Annotated in this window: 19 protein-coding genes and 1 pseudogene; 9 read left to right on the plus strand and 11 right to left on the minus strand. The window is 54.3% G+C overall.

Translation table 11 applies throughout. The features are described from left to right. A pseudogene (locus tag ACFSX3_RS25645) lies at positions 1 to 313 on the plus strand (IS4 family transposase); the annotation flags it as partial. A 454-nt stretch (positions 314 to 767) separates the two neighbouring features. Beyond that, a complete protein-coding gene (locus tag ACFSX3_RS25650; protein ID WP_209993426.1) occupies positions 768 to 1,223 on the plus strand; it encodes a hypothetical protein in 456 nt (151 codons plus the stop codon). Here ACFSX3_RS25650 and ACFSX3_RS25655 read toward each other — a convergent pair. Next, a complete protein-coding gene (locus tag ACFSX3_RS25655) occupies positions 1,168 to 1,536 on the minus strand; it encodes a hypothetical protein (RefSeq protein WP_209993425.1) in 369 nt (122 codons plus the stop codon). The two genes, ACFSX3_RS25650 and ACFSX3_RS25655, sit on opposite strands and share 56 nt — an antisense overlap. 46 nt (positions 1,537 to 1,582) lie before the next feature. Beyond that, on the minus strand, positions 1,583 to 2,035 hold the full coding sequence (locus ACFSX3_RS25660; protein ID WP_209993424.1) for a DUF6843 domain-containing protein: 453 nt from the start codon (positions 2,033 to 2,035) through the stop codon (positions 1,583 to 1,585). 118 nt (positions 2,036 to 2,153) lie between these two features. Here ACFSX3_RS25660 and ACFSX3_RS25665 point away from each other — a divergent pair, with 118 nt between their 5' ends. From ACFSX3_RS25665 to ACFSX3_RS25675, 3 genes are all read left to right on the plus strand, one after another. Then, positions 2,154 to 2,411 carry a MerR family transcriptional regulator gene (locus tag ACFSX3_RS25665; protein WP_209993423.1) on the plus strand — a complete coding sequence of 86 codons (258 nt, stop codon included), beginning with the start codon at positions 2,154 to 2,156 and terminating at the stop codon, positions 2,409 to 2,411. A 256-nt stretch (positions 2,412 to 2,667) separates the two neighbouring features. Beyond that, positions 2,668 to 2,916, plus strand: a complete 249-nt coding sequence (locus ACFSX3_RS25670; protein WP_209993422.1) for a hypothetical protein — start codon at positions 2,668 to 2,670, stop codon at positions 2,914 to 2,916. Beyond that, positions 2,917 to 3,180 (plus strand): CPBP family intramembrane glutamic endopeptidase, encoded by a 264-nt coding sequence (locus tag ACFSX3_RS25675; protein ID WP_209993421.1) that lies wholly within the window; start codon positions 2,917 to 2,919, stop codon positions 3,178 to 3,180. It abuts the gene before it with no gap. A gap of 445 nt (positions 3,181 to 3,625) precedes the next feature. Here ACFSX3_RS25675 and ACFSX3_RS25680 read toward each other — a convergent pair whose 3' ends face one another. The 6 genes from ACFSX3_RS25680 to ACFSX3_RS25705 are packed head-to-tail and all read right to left on the minus strand — an operon-like array spanning position 3,626 to position 10,324. Further along, positions 3,626 to 4,756, minus strand: a complete 1,131-nt coding sequence (locus ACFSX3_RS25680; protein WP_209993420.1) for a YheC/YheD family endospore coat-associated protein — start codon at positions 4,754 to 4,756, stop codon at positions 3,626 to 3,628. Next, positions 4,738 to 5,256: a GNAT family N-acetyltransferase gene (locus ACFSX3_RS25685; RefSeq protein ID WP_209993419.1), complete on the minus strand. Its 519-nt coding sequence runs from the start codon at positions 5,254 to 5,256 to the stop codon at positions 4,738 to 4,740. Before ACFSX3_RS25685 ends, ACFSX3_RS25680 begins: the two co-directional genes overlap by 19 nt. A 28-nt stretch (positions 5,257 to 5,284) precedes the next feature. Further along, positions 5,285 to 6,397 carry a YheC/YheD family endospore coat-associated protein gene (locus ACFSX3_RS25690; protein ID WP_209993418.1) on the minus strand — a complete coding sequence of 371 codons (1,113 nt, stop codon included), beginning with the start codon at positions 6,395 to 6,397 and terminating at the stop codon, positions 5,285 to 5,287. Continuing rightward, positions 6,394 to 7,767, minus strand: coding sequence for a YheC/YheD family endospore coat-associated protein (locus ACFSX3_RS25695; RefSeq protein WP_209993417.1), 1,374 nt, complete (start codon positions 7,765 to 7,767; stop codon positions 6,394 to 6,396). The genes ACFSX3_RS25690 and ACFSX3_RS25695 overlap by 4 nt, the downstream gene beginning before the upstream one ends. After that, positions 7,768 to 8,946 (minus strand): YheC/YheD family endospore coat-associated protein, encoded by a 1,179-nt coding sequence (locus tag ACFSX3_RS25700; RefSeq protein WP_209993416.1) that lies wholly within the window; start codon positions 8,944 to 8,946, stop codon positions 7,768 to 7,770. 10 nt (positions 8,947 to 8,956) lie between these two features. Next, positions 8,957 to 10,324: a YheC/YheD family endospore coat-associated protein gene (locus ACFSX3_RS25705; RefSeq protein ID WP_209993415.1), complete on the minus strand. Its 1,368-nt coding sequence runs from the start codon at positions 10,322 to 10,324 to the stop codon at positions 8,957 to 8,959. Positions 10,325 to 10,675: 351 nt separating this feature from the next. Here ACFSX3_RS25705 and ACFSX3_RS25710 point away from each other — a divergent pair, with 351 nt between their 5' ends. The 3 genes from ACFSX3_RS25710 (at position 10,676) to ACFSX3_RS25720 (ending at position 13,241) form a co-directional block, all read left to right on the plus strand. After that, on the plus strand, positions 10,676 to 11,017 hold the full coding sequence (locus tag ACFSX3_RS25710) for a YlbF family regulator (RefSeq protein WP_036691219.1): 342 nt from the start codon (positions 10,676 to 10,678) through the stop codon (positions 11,015 to 11,017). A gap of 295 nt (positions 11,018 to 11,312) precedes the next feature. After that, complete coding sequence (locus ACFSX3_RS25715; RefSeq protein WP_209993414.1) at positions 11,313 to 11,597, plus strand: hypothetical protein; 285 nt, start codon at positions 11,313 to 11,315, stop codon at positions 11,595 to 11,597. A 309-nt stretch (positions 11,598 to 11,906) separates the two neighbouring features. Further along, positions 11,907 to 13,241, plus strand: a complete 1,335-nt coding sequence (locus ACFSX3_RS25720) for a DRTGG domain-containing protein (RefSeq protein WP_209993413.1) — start codon at positions 11,907 to 11,909, stop codon at positions 13,239 to 13,241. 122 nt (positions 13,242 to 13,363) lie between these two features. On the opposite strand, the gene ACFSX3_RS25725 is transcribed toward ACFSX3_RS25720, so the two are convergent. The 3 genes from ACFSX3_RS25725 to ACFSX3_RS25735 form a co-directional block, all read right to left on the minus strand. After that, the gene (locus ACFSX3_RS25725; protein ID WP_209993484.1) at positions 13,364 to 13,666 is read right to left on the minus strand and encodes a YtpI family protein; all 303 of its coding nucleotides are present in this window, start codon (positions 13,664 to 13,666) and stop codon (positions 13,364 to 13,366) included. A 105-nt stretch (positions 13,667 to 13,771) separates the two neighbouring features. Continuing rightward, positions 13,772 to 14,275, minus strand: a complete 504-nt coding sequence (locus ACFSX3_RS25730) for a hypothetical protein (protein WP_209993412.1) — start codon at positions 14,273 to 14,275, stop codon at positions 13,772 to 13,774. A gap of 22 nt (positions 14,276 to 14,297) precedes the next feature. Beyond that, a complete protein-coding gene (locus ACFSX3_RS25735) occupies positions 14,298 to 14,618 on the minus strand; it encodes a YtrH family sporulation protein (RefSeq protein WP_209993411.1) in 321 nt (106 codons plus the stop codon). Between the two features lie 145 nt (positions 14,619 to 14,763). Here ACFSX3_RS25735 and ACFSX3_RS25740 point away from each other — a divergent pair. Beyond that, positions 14,764 to 18,078 (plus strand): DNA polymerase III subunit alpha (locus tag ACFSX3_RS25740; protein ID WP_379313416.1); only part of this gene is annotated, 3,315 nt, incomplete at its 3' end.

The following is an 18,078-nucleotide window of genomic DNA, read 5'->3' on the forward strand; positions in this document are numbered from 1 at the left end:
GCAAGGTCGTTCGTACGATCTGCTCATTAGCCATACCACCATTGTCTTTTCCCGTTATATACTGCTGGCTTGGCAGCATCGGCAAAGTACCGATCAACGGACGCTCGGTGGACTGTTTTATTTGCTTTGCGATGAAGTGGGTACCTTGGATTGGGCAGTAGCTTTACAACAACTGGTGGAATTGATGAACGAGATCGCCAATCAAGTCGGCAAAAAGCTATCCGCTATGATTAAAAGTCAACTCCAGCACTGGATCGCCGCTCTGCCCAATTACATCAAGGCGTACTTGCCGATTTCAGGCTGCGAAAGTTGAGTAATTAAGCTACACCCGGGCCAGTAAAGTTTGGGATGAGGAGAATAAGCCATGTCCAACGGACATTCCGTAATTCATCTAAGTGAGATTTCAGGCAAAGAAATGAGCTCAGTGGTATTCATAAGAGATTATATCCAGCTAATCTTTGAAGAAGATTATAAAGAGACAATGATAGTTACAGCGTTTTAACTTCCAACAATAAGGGCAGGCTCAACATTCTACATCAGATCGGATATAAGTTATTGCAACATTCTTTGTTCCCTTATTAACCAGACTGTTACGGAAATAGATATTGAGGAAGGTGTAGCTATTACCTTGCTATTCCAAAGCAATATTGCGCTTGAGATTTCATTAAAGAGAGAAGCAGACGGAGGGCCGGAGGCGGCTATGTTTAGTAGTGAAAATGGACTAACTATCTGGCAACTCCCATAAAGAAACAGCTAGGAGGGAACCTATGAAAAGAGAAAGTCCAGTAGACGAGTTTCAAACGGTATATTTTATTACTGATTGGTGGGACGGGCCAAAAACCGGATTTGCTGATTTTAATGGTACTGTTCATTGTTTTGAGCGATTTTTTGATAAAGTGAACGATGATTGGTCAAATTTGTATTTGCTAAGACCTGTTTCAACGAAGGAATATTCACTACAAATTGAGTCCCATAAATTATTTTTAAATTGGATAAATGATAATTCATCAAGAACACATCCTTCTTCAGACATGGAGAACAAAAGGTATCATGAAATAGAGCACCTTTTAGCTGAATTTAAACATCAATTTTATAGTGAAAAGTACATTGGAGAATTCATATCCATAGCTAAAGATGAAGCGGGAAATGTCAGCATGATATACGACTTCAATTATAAGGTAAAGTGGAATGAATCGCCTGAACAGCCAGTCTCAAAGCCTTAATCCTCCGCTCTAAAAGTGTTCTTTGTGGACTGCCCGCCTTTGACTTGGCATAACTGTTCTCCACTGAAGGGGTTAAACCAGTGAGAACCTTGCCGGCCTCTGCTAAATCTTCAGGTGTATATGGATGAGGCTTTTGATTCCAGACATTTTCCAGAACCGCTAAGCCGATGGATACCGCATGGAGGCGTTTGGTTACCAGGGTAGTATTGGCGCCACTTTGAGTCATTTGGGACAAAGCGCTCTCAAGTTTTTTGACTGTGGATTGCATAGAGGTTATGGATTCCAATTGATCTGCATTTGATACATTTTCCATATTCACTGTCCTTTCTTTGCTTCTGAATTTATACTTCATGCCAGTTTTATTTCATAAGCTCTACAGGATACTCCGGATCAGGAGTATTTTGAAGCTCCGTTTCTGTTCCGACAAAAAACTCCTGCACCGTAGGTCCCTCTATTTTACCGGAACTATTAACAGACTCGCCGTCGCCTATATGGTGACCGTGGATCATTTGATCGACATCTATTTTTTGTTGCCTATTTTGTCCATCATAGTAGTAAAATTCATCGAAAGATACTCCATATTCAACTGGAGTGGAAGTTTTTAAAATACCTGATTCAGGAATGGTATAAATGTTTTTCCCGTTAACCTGCTTGATAGGGTCAAATCCCTCTTGATTATAGATAATCTGCACCCAGCCGACATAATTTTCTGGAATAAGATAAGTGTTTAGATTGCTTTTATTAGAGCTGCAGGCGACGAGGATCAGTGCTAACAGTATTAAAGGAATGAATAGCGGTAATAACGTTTTCAATGTTGTAACCTCCTTGAATGGACATTCCCGAAAGATGTGCTTGCTAAGGACGTAACGTCACAGTCTACTATGGAGATCATAAGAGGTCTTATTAGAGAAAAGCAAAGGAGGGTATTCGTTGGAGCTTACAATAGGGAAATTCGCCAGCGCTGTCAATACAACGATAAGGACGCTTAGGCATTATGAGCAACTTGAGTTGCTTGTTCCGGTTAAGCGAAATGAATTCAATCAGAAAATGTACACCAGGGATGAATTGAAGAGATTCTACAATATCCAGCTGCTCAAAAGCTTAAACATGCCTTTAGACGAAATTAAACAAAGGCGTATAGAGAGAATTAAAAGAACTGTTAGAAAGGGTACCTGTACCCATAGATGAGCTGTCTGATTCCAATCAGTACCTGGAACAACAGCTGGAAATTTATAAAGGCTTATTGCCTGTTGATATGGCGGAGTTTGTAGGGCAGGTGATCCAAGTCTTTTATAAAAATGTTAATGAATTAAAGGGAGAATAAATATATGAGTCCATTAAGTTCCAGAGAGCATTATAAGCTGTTGCTGCAAATTTTGTTAGCTTAACGCCGTTTTTAATCTTAGGACTGATCCTTGTAGGGATTTTTAGGTGGGGAGAGATCATGCCCTTTATGGTTTCGCTGTTTGTCCCGGATGGGTTCTCTTATCTTTCAGTTGCCTTACTGGGCTTGAGTGTAGGTACAATTGTAGTACTTATTAGTTTGGGTCTCATCATAAAAACAAACACAGAGCTTCCTCAATCAGGAGGCGCAGAAATGATCAATCAAATCATAAGGACTCCGAGTGGTATTGCGGTCAGTTCGCTGGGGGGAAGCTTGTTTGAGGAGTTTTTTTCAGGGGTGTACTCATAGTTGTTTATTGATCATAGCCCGATCATTGACGGGGGCGTCATTCTTATAAGCTCCTTTTTGTTCTGGATCATTCATGTACCACAGTATAAAGGGGTTTATGTAGCCTACGTGATCGTATTTATGAACGGGCTGATCTTCGCCTTATTATTTTATTCTACAGGTTCCTTGATTCCGGCCACTCTGGCCCATGCGATTTACAATGTTGGCATAGGGATTTACTTTGCTCATAAGCATATAAAAGAACAAAATCACCCTAACAGGTGAAGGTGGGTTGGTTTCTCATTGCCGGGTAACTTTGATATGTGAGTTTTTCTCTCTCACGGACCGCTTGTATGGAGCGGTAAGTTGCACTTTTTGCAGGATTTCTCTATTAAAAGTTACCGGCTGAAGTACATTGTTGCATTATTTGCACAAAATTTCGGTGCAGAGAGTAAGTTAGCACTGGCTTTGTTGCATTTCGTGCAGGATTTCAGCATAGGCGGGTTTTATTGGGCAGTATTGCTGCATTTCTTGCAGGATTTCTGTAAAAATGTTACTGGCTGTGGGCAGGGGAAGCATCCTTTATCGCAGCAGCCCCAATGTGTTCGGCTTTCCGCATACATCTGGCCTGTGTACTTCCATGGTAGTGAACCGTATTCGTTTTTCATATACATCTGTTCTACAGAAAAAATCAGCCGTTCTCCGCAATCGCAGGGAACGGCTGTCTATACTACTCCTCAACCACCTTAGACGAGCTAGGCGTATTCTTGTTCTTATACACCCACATCGCATATTCAAGCGGGCGGACCAGCGCTTTGTGGTAGGTGCTGTTGTCGCCGGAGCGGGCGAAGACCTCGCGGGCGGGCTTGGGGTTGACCTCCAGCACGTAGATTTTGCCCTCGCGGTCGATGGCAAGATCCAGGGCCAGCTCGCAGAGGGCGCCGAAGCTGTCTTCGAGATAGGCGGCAGCCTCGATCCCCAGCTTCTCGGCAGCGAGCATGGCCTTGTCGGCACGCTCTTCGCTGCCAAGCCACTGCTTCAGCAGCGTCTCTGCCTTCATCGCATGCCCGCCGCCATGGAGGTTCGAGGTGACGCTGCGGGCGGCGCCCACCCGGCCGGCCATGCCGGTGAACTCCCAGTCGCCCTGGCCGTTCTTCTGCACCAGCATCCGGTAATCGTGAAACCGGCCGCTGGGCAGCCGCAGCGGGATACCCTGCTGCACGAGGAATTTACCGCTGATGCACCACTGGCGGACGATGGTCTCCAGCCGGCTCAGCGACACCTTGCGCGGGGCGATGATCTGGCGGCTCTGGCGGCGTCCCTGAATATCGAAGAGAGACTTGCCTTCACGCTGGCGTTCGATCCGCAGGATGCCGCGCCCCCCGGTGCCGTTAATCGGTTTGACATAGACGACGGGGCTGGATTTCAGCATCCGGTGCAGATCGGCAGAGGACTGGTAGAGCAGCGTCTCCGGCATATGGGCCCGGAAGCGGCTCCGCTGGGAGAAGGTCTGGTGCACCGTCCATTTATTACGCAGCGGGCGGTTCAGGAAGGTCAGATGGTCGTACCGCGCGCGGAAGCGCAGCAGCTGCTGGAAGCGCTGGCTGCGCTGAATCCGGCAGCGGTCATAGATCATATTCGGGAAGGAGCGCCATTTCCGCGACCATACTCCGCTTTTGACATCATAGACCATCGCATTGATCAGATCCTTGCTGACATGCACATCTGCCGGGGTGAACACAAAGACATCCAATCCTATCCGGCTGCCTTCAATAATCATCCTCCGGTATACGCTCTTCTCTTCAAGCTGCTTGGCGTCGTTCAGATACAGGGTAAGGATGCCTAAGACGGGCTCTGGCACAGGAGTTCACCTCCTTGCGGAAGAGTGGCGGGATCAACTGCGCTCAGGGGGGAACGCAAGAGCAGGGTGGGCTTGCCTGTAGGTCCGTTAATGAGGTCTACTGCGGCAAGCCCGCTGTTGAAACACATCTTGAGGCTGGCTGCATTGTCGCAGGCCACATGGCATTCCAGCTGCCCAAGGCGCTCCAGCTGTGCAGTAAGCAGGGCTGTGCCTGTGTGCTTGTTCCGGTACAGGGGATGGACGGCGACTACACAGGCCTCCTTGCCGAAACCGGACACGAAGCTGACGCCTGCAAGCTGGCGGCCGTTCTGACCCCGTAATGTGGCAACGAGCAGGGAGACCCCCGGCAGGGCAAGCTGATCCGGTGTCAGCCGGGCCAGCCTCCTGCATCCGCGAAGTGTAATCCGCTGCTCCCCATACTCACTCAGGAACTCAAGCAATCCGCTTCGCCTGGATTCCCACTGTGCGGGATTGCTGTCGTAGAGCGAGGATATCTGCATGGTGTCACTTCCTTTGACGAATAATGGATTATTTGGATTGGCGGGACAGATGATTGCCGTATTGGAAGATGCGTTCGAGCGACAGCTTGCGGATCGCCGGCTCGTCGAATTTCATCGGGCGGGAATTGGCTTCAAAAAACCATACTGCGCCTTCTTCATCGACCCCGAGGTCCATTGACATCTCGCCCAGCATGTTGCTGGAAGCCCGCTCAATCTGCCGGGCGACCAGCAGCGCAGTGGTAGAGACATCCTTCAGGATAAGCGCTGCCTGCTCTGCTCCGAAGGTTCCCTCCAGCATGCTGGAGGGATCTTCGATGCTGCCGCCGCGCGGCACATGGGTGGTGATGCTGCGGGCCCCGGCCAGCCGGGCACCGATGCCGGTTACTGCCCAGGCGCCCCGGCCGTTCTTCTGCAGCAGCACCCGCAGGTCGAAGGGGCGGCCCCGGTATCCGGCAAGCACGATGGCTTGCTGGACAATGTAGCGGGCGGACCCTTTTTCCCGGCCGATCCGGGCCCAGAGCCGTTCGACAGACGCGGCCTTATAGGTCGTGTTTTTTTTGCCGCTCTGAATCTGCAGCCGGTAGGGAAGGAGAGTGTCCGGCCGGTATCTCAGCCGCATGATGCCTTTGCCCGCCTTGCCCTTCTCCGGCTTGAGATAGAGACTCTCGTGATTCTTCAGCATCGCGGTAAGGGTCGCTGCGCTGCGCATGCGGCGGGTCTTGGGCACATGCCTCGAGGTTGCCTTGGATTCCTTGAGCCACTCGAAGAGGTTCCACTTATTGAAGAAGCTCGGATTGTACAGCGAGATTTCGGGATGCTCCAGACACTCGGCAATTTTGCGCGCGACCGGTGCCTTCTCCTCCTCCTCGCGGTTGGGAATCCGGTTATAAATGACCTGCGGCAGCGGAACCGGAATGGCATACCAGAGCTTCCCGCTGGCGGAAGGCACATAGCCGCTCACGATTTGTTCATTCAGCTTCAGGTCGCGGACGGTGATGACATAGACCATATAGCCCATTTCTCTGCCGGTACGGATAATGTCGCGGAAGTTACTGCGGTTGCCGCGGAACTGCTGAAGCCGGTCACTGGTGGTGAGAATGGCGATTACGGGCTTACTGGGATCGGGTATCCGGCTGTTCACAAGTCATCCCTCCTGCGGAATTTGCTGAGATACAGACAATGCTCCAGGATGTGCTCAATGGAAGCTTTGCCCTCAGCGCGCAGGGAGGGGTGGCGGAAGATAGAGCGTCCCGGTTTGGCATTGGCCTCGAACATCCAGATATCCTCATCCTGGTCAATGCCGAGATCGAACCCGATCTCGCCGAGCAGATGGCGGTGCTGGATCTCCAGAGATTCTGCCAGTTTGACGGCAGTAGTTTTGGCGCGCTGGAGCACTTCATCTGATCTGGCCCCGAACACACGGCCGAGAGCCTGCTGCGGGGTCAGTAGCGCTCCGCCATTCTTCAGATGGGTGGTAACACTGCCCCGTCCGGCTTTTTTGGCCCCGATTCCGACGACGACCCATTGATTGCTGCCGTTCTTGTGCATATGGAAGCGGAAATCAATCGGGCAGTTGTCAATCTCGATAAGACGGATACCCTGCTGGACCACATAGTTCTGCATGCTCTGCCCATGGCGGCCCCGCAGCATACGCATCAGGCTGTCGAAGCTGGTAAAGCGCAGCAGCACGTTCTTGCCACTCCTGCGGTACCGGGCGAAGTACCCTTTCTTCGGCAGGTAGGTCAGGCGGTAGATGCCGTGTCCCAGGCTGCCGGCGGAAGGTTTGTAATAGACGAAGTGGTGACGGTCCAGCATATCCCGCATTTGTTCGGAGCTTGGGTTACTGTGCGTTTCAGGCACGAAGCGGTTCGCCGCCCCGTCGTTCTCCAGCAGCCGGTAAATATCCGATTTATTGAAAAAACTCCAGTTGAAATAAGGAATCTTCTTACGTCCGAAGCGCTCGCGCAGCTGGTTGATGTAAGGGGAGGTCTCAGCTCTGCGGCTGGGCAGGCGGTTATAGACTACATCCGGCAGGGGCACGAGCTTGCGCTCGAAGCGGCCGCTTGCCGTCAGGAAATATCCGTTGACCTGCTCCTGCTGCCAGTCGATATCCCGCGGCATGAAGGCGAAAATGTAGCATTTGTTGCTGCCTTCACGCAGCAGCTGCTTGATGAAGCCGGTACGGGAGCCGAAGGGCTGCGCTGCAGAAGCGGGTCCGTCTGAGAGCACACCGACCAGCGGCCCGAGCTGCACCTCGTCATTCTGCAGATTCCGCAGGTAGATGCCGCCAGCCTTCGGGACCTTGATGGCGCTTTTGACGCCCGAGGCCAGGAAGAGGTGCTTGCCGGCACGCTTGATCGGCTTGATCGTGGCCGGGATGGCATCTTTTCCAAGGCGCAGGCGGATGTTCTTCTTGCCGGATAATTTCAGGCTTCTCATCAGTTCACCCGAGACATATACTACTCGATCAGGCTGCTTGGTGAAATGGACATTGCAAAAAGTGAGACCCATTTATGAATCCTCCTTTGGAACCATAGATATCATTCTCCCGTGTGAACGGAGCTGCCCGGGAGGCAGCTTGTGGTAGCTGCTTGAGGTAAGCAGCAGATGGCGCGCATAGCGCAGCGGGTTCTCGGCAGCGAGTCTAGCAGCCCGGCGGTCGCCCGTCAGCCGGAACACCGTGCGCCCTGGCTTGGAATTAGCTTCCAGCAGATAGATTCTCCCTCCGGCATCGATGCCAAAATCAAGGCCCAGCTCTCCGAGTCTGCCGCAGGATTCTTCCAGCAGCGGAGGCAGGAGTGCAGACGCCAGGGTCAGCTCCTCCAGCAGGTCTCTTCCTCCCGCGCCGTATTCGTCCAGCAGGAAGGGGAGGGCGGGAACGGCTGTGCCTCCGCCGTGCAGATTGGAGGTCAGTGATCCCCGGGTGCCGAGCCGGACGGCCATGCCGGTCAGGGTCCAGGCACCGGTGCCGTTCTTCTGCATCAGCACACGTACATCGAACGGCTGTCCTCCGCTGCCGGTGAGATGCAGGTAAGGCTGTATGATATAGCGGTGCTGGCCGATGAAGCGGCCGATCCAGTCCAGACCTTCGTCCAGCGTACCGAAAACATATTGAAAAGGTTCGTTATTCCTGTCTCTGCCCCGCACCTTTACTCCGCCGCCCTCGCGTCTGCCGAGCATTACAGCGTGTACGGTACGCTTGCCGTGGGAGCCGGTTCTGGGCTTCAGAAAAACGCCGTATTCCCTTCCGGCGAGCATATTGCCAAGCGCTTCGCTGCTGCTGTATAGCTCAGTCTCCGGCAGCAGGGCGTTGGCAGCAGGGCTGCGCCGCAGAATCTCGTAGACTCCCCATTTATCTGGAAGTCCGCGTGACCAGGGCAGACAGCGGGTCAATACAGACAGGGCGGCCGCTGCTGCTCTTTTCTCCTCAGGTGTCCTGTAGAAGCAACGGTTATAGAGAATGTCAGGCGGCGGAGAATGCACAGGCTCCCATTGTCCGTTCTGCCATTGATATCCGCTGACATAGGAGCCGTCCGCAGCTACACCGTCCGGATGAAAGATCAGGACCTTCAGATCATACAGCGGGGCCGCACGGCAGAGATGACTGCAGAACTCCGGCTCTGCGATGGGAGGAATCCCGTGGCGACGGTCTGTCATAATGCCAAGGAACCCCATTGCTGTTGTGGTCATGATGTCCTCCTTATAACCCGGCCAGATAACGGCAGTATAGAATCATTTGTTTGACAGAGGGTCTGATTTTCTGGTCATTCAGCGGTGTATTGTCGTTCTTGGATGGCTTGGAGTTGACCTCCAGCAGCCAGATTCGGCCGGACTGGTCAAGCGCGAGGTCGATGCCGAGCTCCCCGAAATGCGCGGGAATGTAAGTCTCAACCCCTCTTGCAATGGCCAGCGCCGCTCTGGGCAGCTGAACCTGGGTGCTTTCTTTGACACCGGACGGAAGACTGCTTTTGCCGACGGCCTCCTTGACCGTACTGAGCGTGCCGCCGCGGGCAAGATTGGAGACGAAATGATTACTTCCGGCGGTCCGGGCCACAATGGAGGTGACGCCCCATTTGCCGGTGCCGTTCTTCTGCACCAGTGCCCGGAAATCGACCGGCCGCCGTCCAAGCTCCATCAGGGAGAGACCCTGCTGGATCTGGAAGCGGGTGGTTTTCATCTTGGGGGCAATGGTCTGAAATAGCTTCGCCAGACTGGTATAGCTCTGCTTTCGTGTGCCCATCGGAGTGGTGGACAGCAGCCGGTAGCCTCCGCCTTCCTCTTTGGAAATGCGCAGAATGCCTTTGCCCAGGCTGCCGCGTACCGGCTTCAGGAACACGCTGGGATAGCTGCTGCACATTTTTTTGAGTATGGCTAAGCCGGTCAGGGCATGCGATTCTGGCAAGTACCGCTGCAGGGCGGGGTCTAGAGCCAGCGCCTCGAATACCTCTGTCTTGTCTAGGAACTTTTCGTTGAAAAAGTGGGTTCCGTAGCGGGATTTTACATCTGTCAAAAAATGCTGTACGCTAGGTTTATTCTCTACCTTTCGCGTGGTCAGCCGATTGTTGATCACATCGGCAACAGGAAGACTCAGCTTCCGCCAGCCCTCATCGTAGACCCACCCCTGGATGGTAGTGGTGCGTGATTCCAGCGCTTCCGGGGTGAAGAAATAGACATAGGCGCCTTGTGCATGGCAGGCATGGGTCAGCTCCCGGCAGAACATTGTGATCTGGCCGAAGACTCGCTCCGGCTGTTCGGGATGGTCCCGGCTCACCAGGACGCCAATCATCGGCCCCAGACGCAGAATGCGGCTGCCGGTGCTGTAGGAAGCGTTAAGCGTCAGGTGCTGTCTTAAGCCAAGCCGCCGGGCGAGTGCCTCACTAACGCGCAGACTGTCGGATTTGGGAACAGGAATTACGGTAACCTCCTGCCGGAAAGAGCCGAAGTTCAGCTGAATGGTTCCGTGCGCCGGTATTTTGAGCCTCTTCATGGATTTTTCGCCTAGCATTACAGCATTTTCCTGCAGGATGCCCGAGTGGACCGTTTGAACCGGGATCTTTAGCTTAGACATCGTGGATCTCCTTCCGGTAGGCAAGCATGGTGCCGGCAATATGAATCTTGAGGGTTACATATCATTCATCATATGGAGACATCTGACCCTTGGTGATTGACCTATTCCCGAAAAAGCCGTGCCGGGCGGATTAATATCGCCGGCAGCCAGGGGGCTGGCAGGCGCGCCCTGGACCGGAGGGCGGGAGCACAGAAGGAAGTAGGCGTGCCCGGGCGTAACTTACGCAGCTGCCAAATTTGGGCGCGGACAGCCCCCGGGGCCGCCAAGTGGACGGGCATAGGGCCGCTACCCGCTGAATGAGCGGGCTTCGCAGCGAAGCAGAGACGAACATAACTTGGAGGAGGAATTAGAATGAACGTGATTGATAAGGCGCATGAATTGGCGCGTGCTATTAAGGACAGCAGTGAGGTATCGGATATTACCAGTGCAATGAAGGTGATCGAAGCAGATCCGGAGAGCAAGCAGATGCTCGACAACTTCCGCCAGAGCCAGATTGAGCTGCAGCAGCGGATGATGAGCGGGGACATGCCTCCGCAGGAGGACATGGAGAAGATGGAGAAGCTCTTCGAGGTACTTAACCTGAACCTGGGCATCCGCCGTCTGTTCGACGCAGAGCGCCGCCTCAGTGTGGTTATCGAAGATGTGAACAAAATCATCACAGACAGCCTGTCCCAAATGTACGGCGCACAATAAACACCGGCAGCGCATCGGGGATTCGCTTTGATACAGTAAAAGGGTGATTTCAGGGCCATGTGGCTCTGGGATCACCCTTTTTGTCTAGTACAGCATCAGCAACGAGCCGGAGCTTCAATCCCGCTGCAGTCATACGGATGCTGTAGGCGCTGGAACGATTGCAACTGCATTTTATACAATGGAATCATCCAGCTGAAAAATTACGCAGCTTGTCTCATATTTCAGGACGCAGGTTCATAGAATAGAGATATAGATTCATTCTAACAATCTTCTAGAGCGAAGGAGCGGTCCTGCAATGAGAAAAAAAAGTAAATTCAAGCACTCTGTGTATCTGCTGGTTGCCCTGGCCATGCTGTTATACGCGCTGCCGAAGCTGTCTTTTCAGAATGGTTCCGGCTGGGTGCTGGGCTTCGGTATCGTCTGGTGTGTCTTCGCGTTCCTGGTCATTGCCTCGCATCTGCATTTCATTATCGGAGTGGATGAAGAGAAGCAGAAGCGTCTGGATGCCGTCCGTAAGGCCAAGCTGGCGCAGTGGCAGGGCAAGTGGAACGAAGAAGGCCGGGTGTCGCAGAGATCATAGTCCAGGTATAGAGCTAGTAGTGTAAAAGTACCCCCTGTGTGCCATTGCGGCGGACCGGGGGTTATCTCTGCGTGCCTCTCCTGCCGGGAGTAGGTTGCCCGGTGTTATATATATATTCCTAGCTGTATTCATTGATATGTTTATCCCGGAAAGGCCTGTTGTTTCGGCATACCTGCCATACATACCTGATGGCTTGTCATAGAGCTGTCATAACTTTTGAAAGATACAGTGTAACCTGTTGTACTCCGGTGTGGCCAGCATGTATAATGGGTACAGAATAGTACAGATCGGGGTATGGGGGTGTAACAGTTGGAAGGTCAAGGCGATAATATCACAAAGCATGAACAACTGCTGCAGCACATTGAAAGTCTGAAGGTAGGAACCAAGATCTCCGTCCGCAAGCTGGCGAAGGAGATGGGGGTCAGCGAAGGTACGGCTTACCGTGCGGTGAAGGAAGCGGAGAACCTGGGAATCGTCATCACCAAGGAACGGATCGGTACGGTCCGGGTGGAGAAGAAGCCGCGGAATATTTCCGAACAACTGACCTTCGGGGATGTCGTAGATATTGTTGAGGGGCATGTGCTTGGCGGAGCAGAGGGTCTGAACAAGCATCTTCATAAATATGTGATCGGTGCGATGAAGGTCGATGCCATGATCCGGTACATCGATGCCGACAGCCTGCTGATCGTAGGGAACCGTGATGATGTGCATTCGCTTGCGCTGGAGCAGGGGGCCGGGGTTCTTGTAACGGGGGGCTTCGGCACCAGCCGTGAGGTCAAAACGCTGGCCGATGAGCTTGACCTGCCGGTAATCTCGTCCAGACATGATACGTTTACGGTGGCTTCGATGATTAACCGTGCGATTTTTGACCGGCTGATCAAGAAGAAGATTATGCTGGTCGAGGATATCGTGGAGGGCAAGCTGCGGCTGAACACGCTCAAAATCTCCAGCACCGTAGGAGAGCTGCGTGAACTGGCACAGGCCAGCGGCGAGCAGCGGTTCCCGGTCACGGATGAGTGGCACCGGGTTATCGGGATTATAGGCCGGCGTGATGTGGAGGATCTCAGCGAAGGGCAGAGCATCGAGAAGGCGATGGTGCGCAGTCCGGTCACCGCTGCACTCCAGACCTCGCTGGCTTCGGCGGCGCAGATTATGATGTGGGAGGGGATCGATTTTCTGCCCATTGTGGACCGTAACCGCAAGCTCGTGGGGTCGGTCACCCGGCGTGAAGTGCTGCAGAGCCTGCGCGACGCCAGCAATCAGCCGCAGCTGGGCGAGACATTCGATCATCTGATCTGGAACGGGTTCGCGGATGAGCGGGATGAGGAGGGCAGGCTGTTCTTCCACGGCTTCATTACCCCGCAGATGGCGACCGATCTGGGGACGATCTCGGAGGGAGTTCTGTCCACCCTAATGACCCTGTCCGCCTGCAAAGCAGCCAAGGACATTACCGGGAACGACTATGTACTGGACAATATGTCAACCTATTTCATACGTCCGGTACAGATTGAGCATTCCATCACCGTCATGCCGAAGCTGCTGGAGATCAGCCGCCGCACCTGCAAGCTGGAGATCGAGATCAGCTATATGGATACCATTGTAGCCAAGGCCGTTCTGATGCTGCAGTCGATTGACCATGGGTAGCGGGGATGAGCGAGTAATGATGAATAAGGATTCATTTACGGAAAAATTTCAAAATAGACCAGGGCTGTCCTGCCGGCGAGCAGGATGGCAACTGGTCTATTTGTATGGGTGGTGGCTGAACCTCAGCTTCTGCTGCGCATCCGGCTGTAGTAGCTGTAGCTGCGCAGTCCCGAGAAGATATTGAACAGGCCCAGCAGCAGAAAAGCAGCCTCAATGACCACGTTAAGCGTCGAGCCGCGGAACATGAACATCGACATGAGTGAAAGCGTGACCAGCATTCCCCCCAGCAGCATATTAATGATTGAGCGCTTGGTTCCTTGAACGAGCGGGTCGGTGCTTCTGCGGGAAGAGATGCTGTACGCAGCGGCGCATACCATGAAGATAACGAGCAGGGCAAACAGCAGATACTTAATGAACATAATCATGAACAGCAGCTCCTTTGTGGAAGACCGGGCAGTCAGCGTAGCCTCAGCCGGGCACTCTGTATCCTGTGATTGTGATTTGTCCACTATTGTATCATGATTCGCGGCTCAGCTGCGTTTATACGGACTGATTTCCACCCAGATTTGCAGCACTCCCTCCATTACCAGCATGGTGCGGATTTTGACGGTGTATTCCTTCTCGCGGGCCAGATAGATTTTGCTGTCCAGCAGCAGGCGCGCCAGCTTGCCGTCGGAATCGATATCGAACATGCTGCGCCCGCGCAGCGGCTCCAGATCGCCCGCCAGCTTGCTGAGGACCTCCTTGGCTGTCACCGGGTCCAGCGCCGCCGCACCGTCCTTGACCTTGCTGCCCTCGGTACGTACCTTAATCTCACGGATGACGGTGGAGGTGTTGTTGTATTTTTTGAGCGTCAGAATGTCTTTCCGGTATTGTTCAATCTCCAGCCGCAGATCCTGGTTATTGACCCAGAGCATGTTATAGCCCATATGATAAATCGCGTTATACAGGGCGGCTCCCACAATCATCCCCAGCACAAATACAGCAGCAATCTGCGAGAAACGGCGGTAGCGGTCAAACGGCGGAAGTCGCATGTATCTTTTCACCCCTTCGCTTCTACTTGCCGCAGACCCACTTGACCAGCTCACTGCCCATATGAGCGCCCAGGAAGGCGAACACGAGGTAGAGAATCTGCTTGATGGCCGGAGAGAGATTGCCTCCCAGCATATTGCTCTCAATGACCCGCATCGGGTCGATGGTTCCGCCTACAGCGGCAGCTAGTGCCCATATCTTAATCCGGTCTGCGATTTCCAGCATGGTATCGGTTGGCGGTTGAAGAGAGACGACGGCTCCGATTCCGCCCAGCATCGCTCCGCCCAGCACTATACCGAACGCGATGAAGAAGTCGAGGACGGCCTTGCTTAAGAAAATATCCATAAAAAGCTCCCTCCTTAGATCAGGCGGCGGCATGGCTTTTGCCTGTCCATATGCTCTTAATCCATTCTATGGGCGGCTCCCCCTCTAATATGATAAAATAGTTTCATCTTATGTTTTGATTTGGAGCTGAAGGGAAGTGGGGAATATGAGCCCATTCGTGCATTTGCATGTGCACAGCGAATACAGTTTACTGGACGGGGCGGCGCGCATTACAGATCTCGTGCGCCGGGCCGGCGAATACGGCATGACATCGCTGGCGCTGACGGATCATGGTGTGATGTACGGGGCCATCCCTTTCTATAAAGCCTGCCGGGCGCAGGGAATCAAGCCGATTATCGGCTGTGAAGCTTATTTGACCGCAGGCTCGCGCCGTGAGCGTGGGAGCCGTAAGGATCAGCCGATCTATCATCTGATTCTGCTGGCGAAGAATATGACCGGCTACCGGAATCTGATGAAGCTGATCTCCATCGGCCATCTGGAGGGCCAGCATTACAAGCCGCGCATTGATATGGAGGCGCTGGCAGCACATTCCGAAGGCATTATCTGCCTCAGTGCCTGCCTGGGCGGTGAAGTACCGCAGCATCTGCTGCACGGCCGGGAGGATGAGGCGCGTAAGGCGGCGCTGCGGTATAAGGAGATTTTTGGCGGCGATTTCTATCTGGAGCTGCAGGATCACGGGATACCGGAGCAGAAGCGGGTGAATCCGCAGCTGATTGCACTTGCTGAAGAGCTCCATATTCCGCTGGTGGCGACCAATGATGTCCACTATATGGACAAGGAGGATGCGGAGGTTCAGGATGTGCTGATCTGCATCGGCACGGGCAAATCCGTGGACGATGAGGACCGGCTGAAGATCGGGACGGACCAGCTGTTCTTCAAAAGCGGGGAGCAGATGGCAGCGCTGTTTCCGCATGTGCCGCAGGCGATAGAGAACACGCAGCGGATCGCTGAAGCGTGCAATCTGGAGCTGACGTTCGGCAATCATATTCTCCCGGAATTCTCGCCTCTGCCGGAAGGGCTGGATGCCGCTGCTTATCTGCGCGAGTTGTGCCGCAGCGGGCTGGAGCAGCGCTATGCGGATACTCCGCTCTGGGAATCGCCGGAGCAGAAGGAGACGGCCGAGAAGCGGCTAGACTACGAGCTGGGAGTCATTGAGAGCATGGGGTTCAGCGATTATTTCCTGATCGTGTGGGATTTTATCGCTTTTTGTCACCGCAGCGGTATTGTTACAGGTCCGGGCCGCGGTTCCTCCGCAGGGAGTCTTACCGCATACACGCTGAAGATTACCGATGTGGACCCGCTGAAATATAATCTGCTGTTCGAGCGGTTCCTGAACCCTGAGCGGATCACGATGCCCGATATTGATATCGACTTCAGCGATGAACGCCGCGATGAGGTTATTGCGTATGTGGTGGACAAGTACGGCAAGGAGCATGTGGCGCAGATCATCACCTTCGGGACGATGGCGGCCAGGGCCGCTGTCCGTGATGTGGGCCGGGCGCTGAATCTGCCGTATAACGAGGTGGACAAGGCGGCGAAGCTGATTCCGGGCCAGCTTGGCATCAGCATCGCCCGGGCACTGGAGAGCACGCCTGAGTTGAAGGCGCTGTATGAGACGAATCCGAAGACCAGAGGCCTGCTCGACATGGCGATGAAGGTGGAGGGAATGCCGCGTCATGCCTCTACACATGCTGCCGGTGTAATCATCTCCAAGGGTCTGCTGACGGATGCCGTTCCGCTCCAGGCGGGCAATGAGAGTACGGCGCTGACCCAGTATTCCATGGAGCATCTGGAGAGCGTCGGGCTGCTCAAGATGGACTTCCTGGGTCTGCGGACTTTGTCGATTATTGAAAGGTGCATGAAGTGGGTGAAGGAGATGAACGGGAGCGTGCCGGATTTCCGCTTCATCCCGGATCATGATCCGCTTACCTATGAGATGCTGGGAGCAGGCGAGACTACTGGCGTATTCCAGCTGGAATCGGCTGGCGTGCGGCGGGTGCTGAAGGACCTGAAGCCGAGTGGATTCGAGGATATTGTCTCGGTGGTGGCGCTGTACCGGCCGGGTCCGATGGAATTTATCCCGAAATTCATCGGGGGCAAGCATGGGGAGTTCGAGGTCGTCTATCCTCATGCGGATCTGAAGCCGATTCTGGCTGATACGTACGGCATTATCGTCTATCAGGAGCAGATCATGCAGATTGCTTCGCTGATGGCCGGATTCTCGCTTGGCGAAGCAGACCTGCTGCGCCGTGCAGTGTCCAAGAAGAAGCGGGAGACACTGGATCAGGAGCGCAGCCACTTCGTGGAGGGCAGTCTGAAGCAGGGCTACAGCGAAGCGGATGCCCATGCCGTCTATGATATGATCGTGCGGTTCGCCAACTACGGCTTCCCGCGCGCCCATGCGGCCGCTTACGGGGTGCTGGCCTTCCAGACCGCTTATCTTAAGGCGCATTATCCGGTACAGTTCATGGCCGCTATGCTTACCGCCGTGATGGGTAACCACCGCAAGGTGGCGGAGTACGTACTGGAATGCCACCGCTCAGGGATTGGCGTGCTGCCGCCTGATGTCAACGAGAGCGGTGTGCTGTTCACACCGGTGCCGGGCCAGGGGAGCGGGCATATCCGCTTCGGGCTGGGAGCGGTCAAGAATGTGGGGACGCAGGCTGTGGAGAATATTATAACCGTCCGCAAGGAGCGGCCGTTCGACAGCCTGCTCGATTTCTGCCGCCGGGTTGACTTACGTGTCTGCAACAAGCGGGTCATCGAATCGCTGCTGCAGACCGGTGCCTTCGATGCGCTGCCCGGACACCGGGCGCAGCTGCTGGCGATGCTGGATGAGACGGTGGACGCGGCGGCCAAATGGCGCAAGGAGCGCGATGAGCTGCAGATCCAGCTGTTCGACGACCTCATTGAGACGCCGAACTGGGAGATCCGCTACCCGGATATACCGAGGTTCAGCGGAACCCAGCAGCTGGAGCTGGAGCGCGAGCTGCTCGGGCTCTATCTCTCCGGCCATCCGCTGGATGATCATGCGGGGCTGCTGGAAGAGCCGGGAATGCAGAAGCTGATGGATCTTGGCGAAGCAGCGGATGAGAGTATGACCGTGACGGCCGGTATGGTCGTGTCGCTGAAGGAGATCACGACCAAAGCCGGTAAGGCGATGGCTTTTGTGGAGTGGGAAGATCAGATCGAGCGCTGCGAGGTCGTACTCTTCCCTGAGGTGTGGAAACGCAGCCGCGCCCTGATCGAGAAGGGCGCGCTGCTGGCCCTGCGCGCCAAGGTGCAGCAGGAGGACGAGGGCTTCAAGCTGCTGGCCGAGGAGGTAGCTCCGCTCACCTCGGACAGCGTGCGCGGCCTGCTGCAGCGCCGCAGCGCCGGGGGCCGGCCCGCCTTCGGCGCGGGCCGCAGTGCCCCCGCAGGAGCGCCTGCGGCCGCTCCTGCCGCCCGCACGGGCGCCGGT

Source organism: Paenibacillus rhizoplanae (assembly GCF_042684125.1).
In the GTDB taxonomy this organism is placed as follows: Bacteria; Bacillota; Bacilli; order Paenibacillales; family Paenibacillaceae; genus Paenibacillus_AQ; species Paenibacillus_AQ rhizoplanae.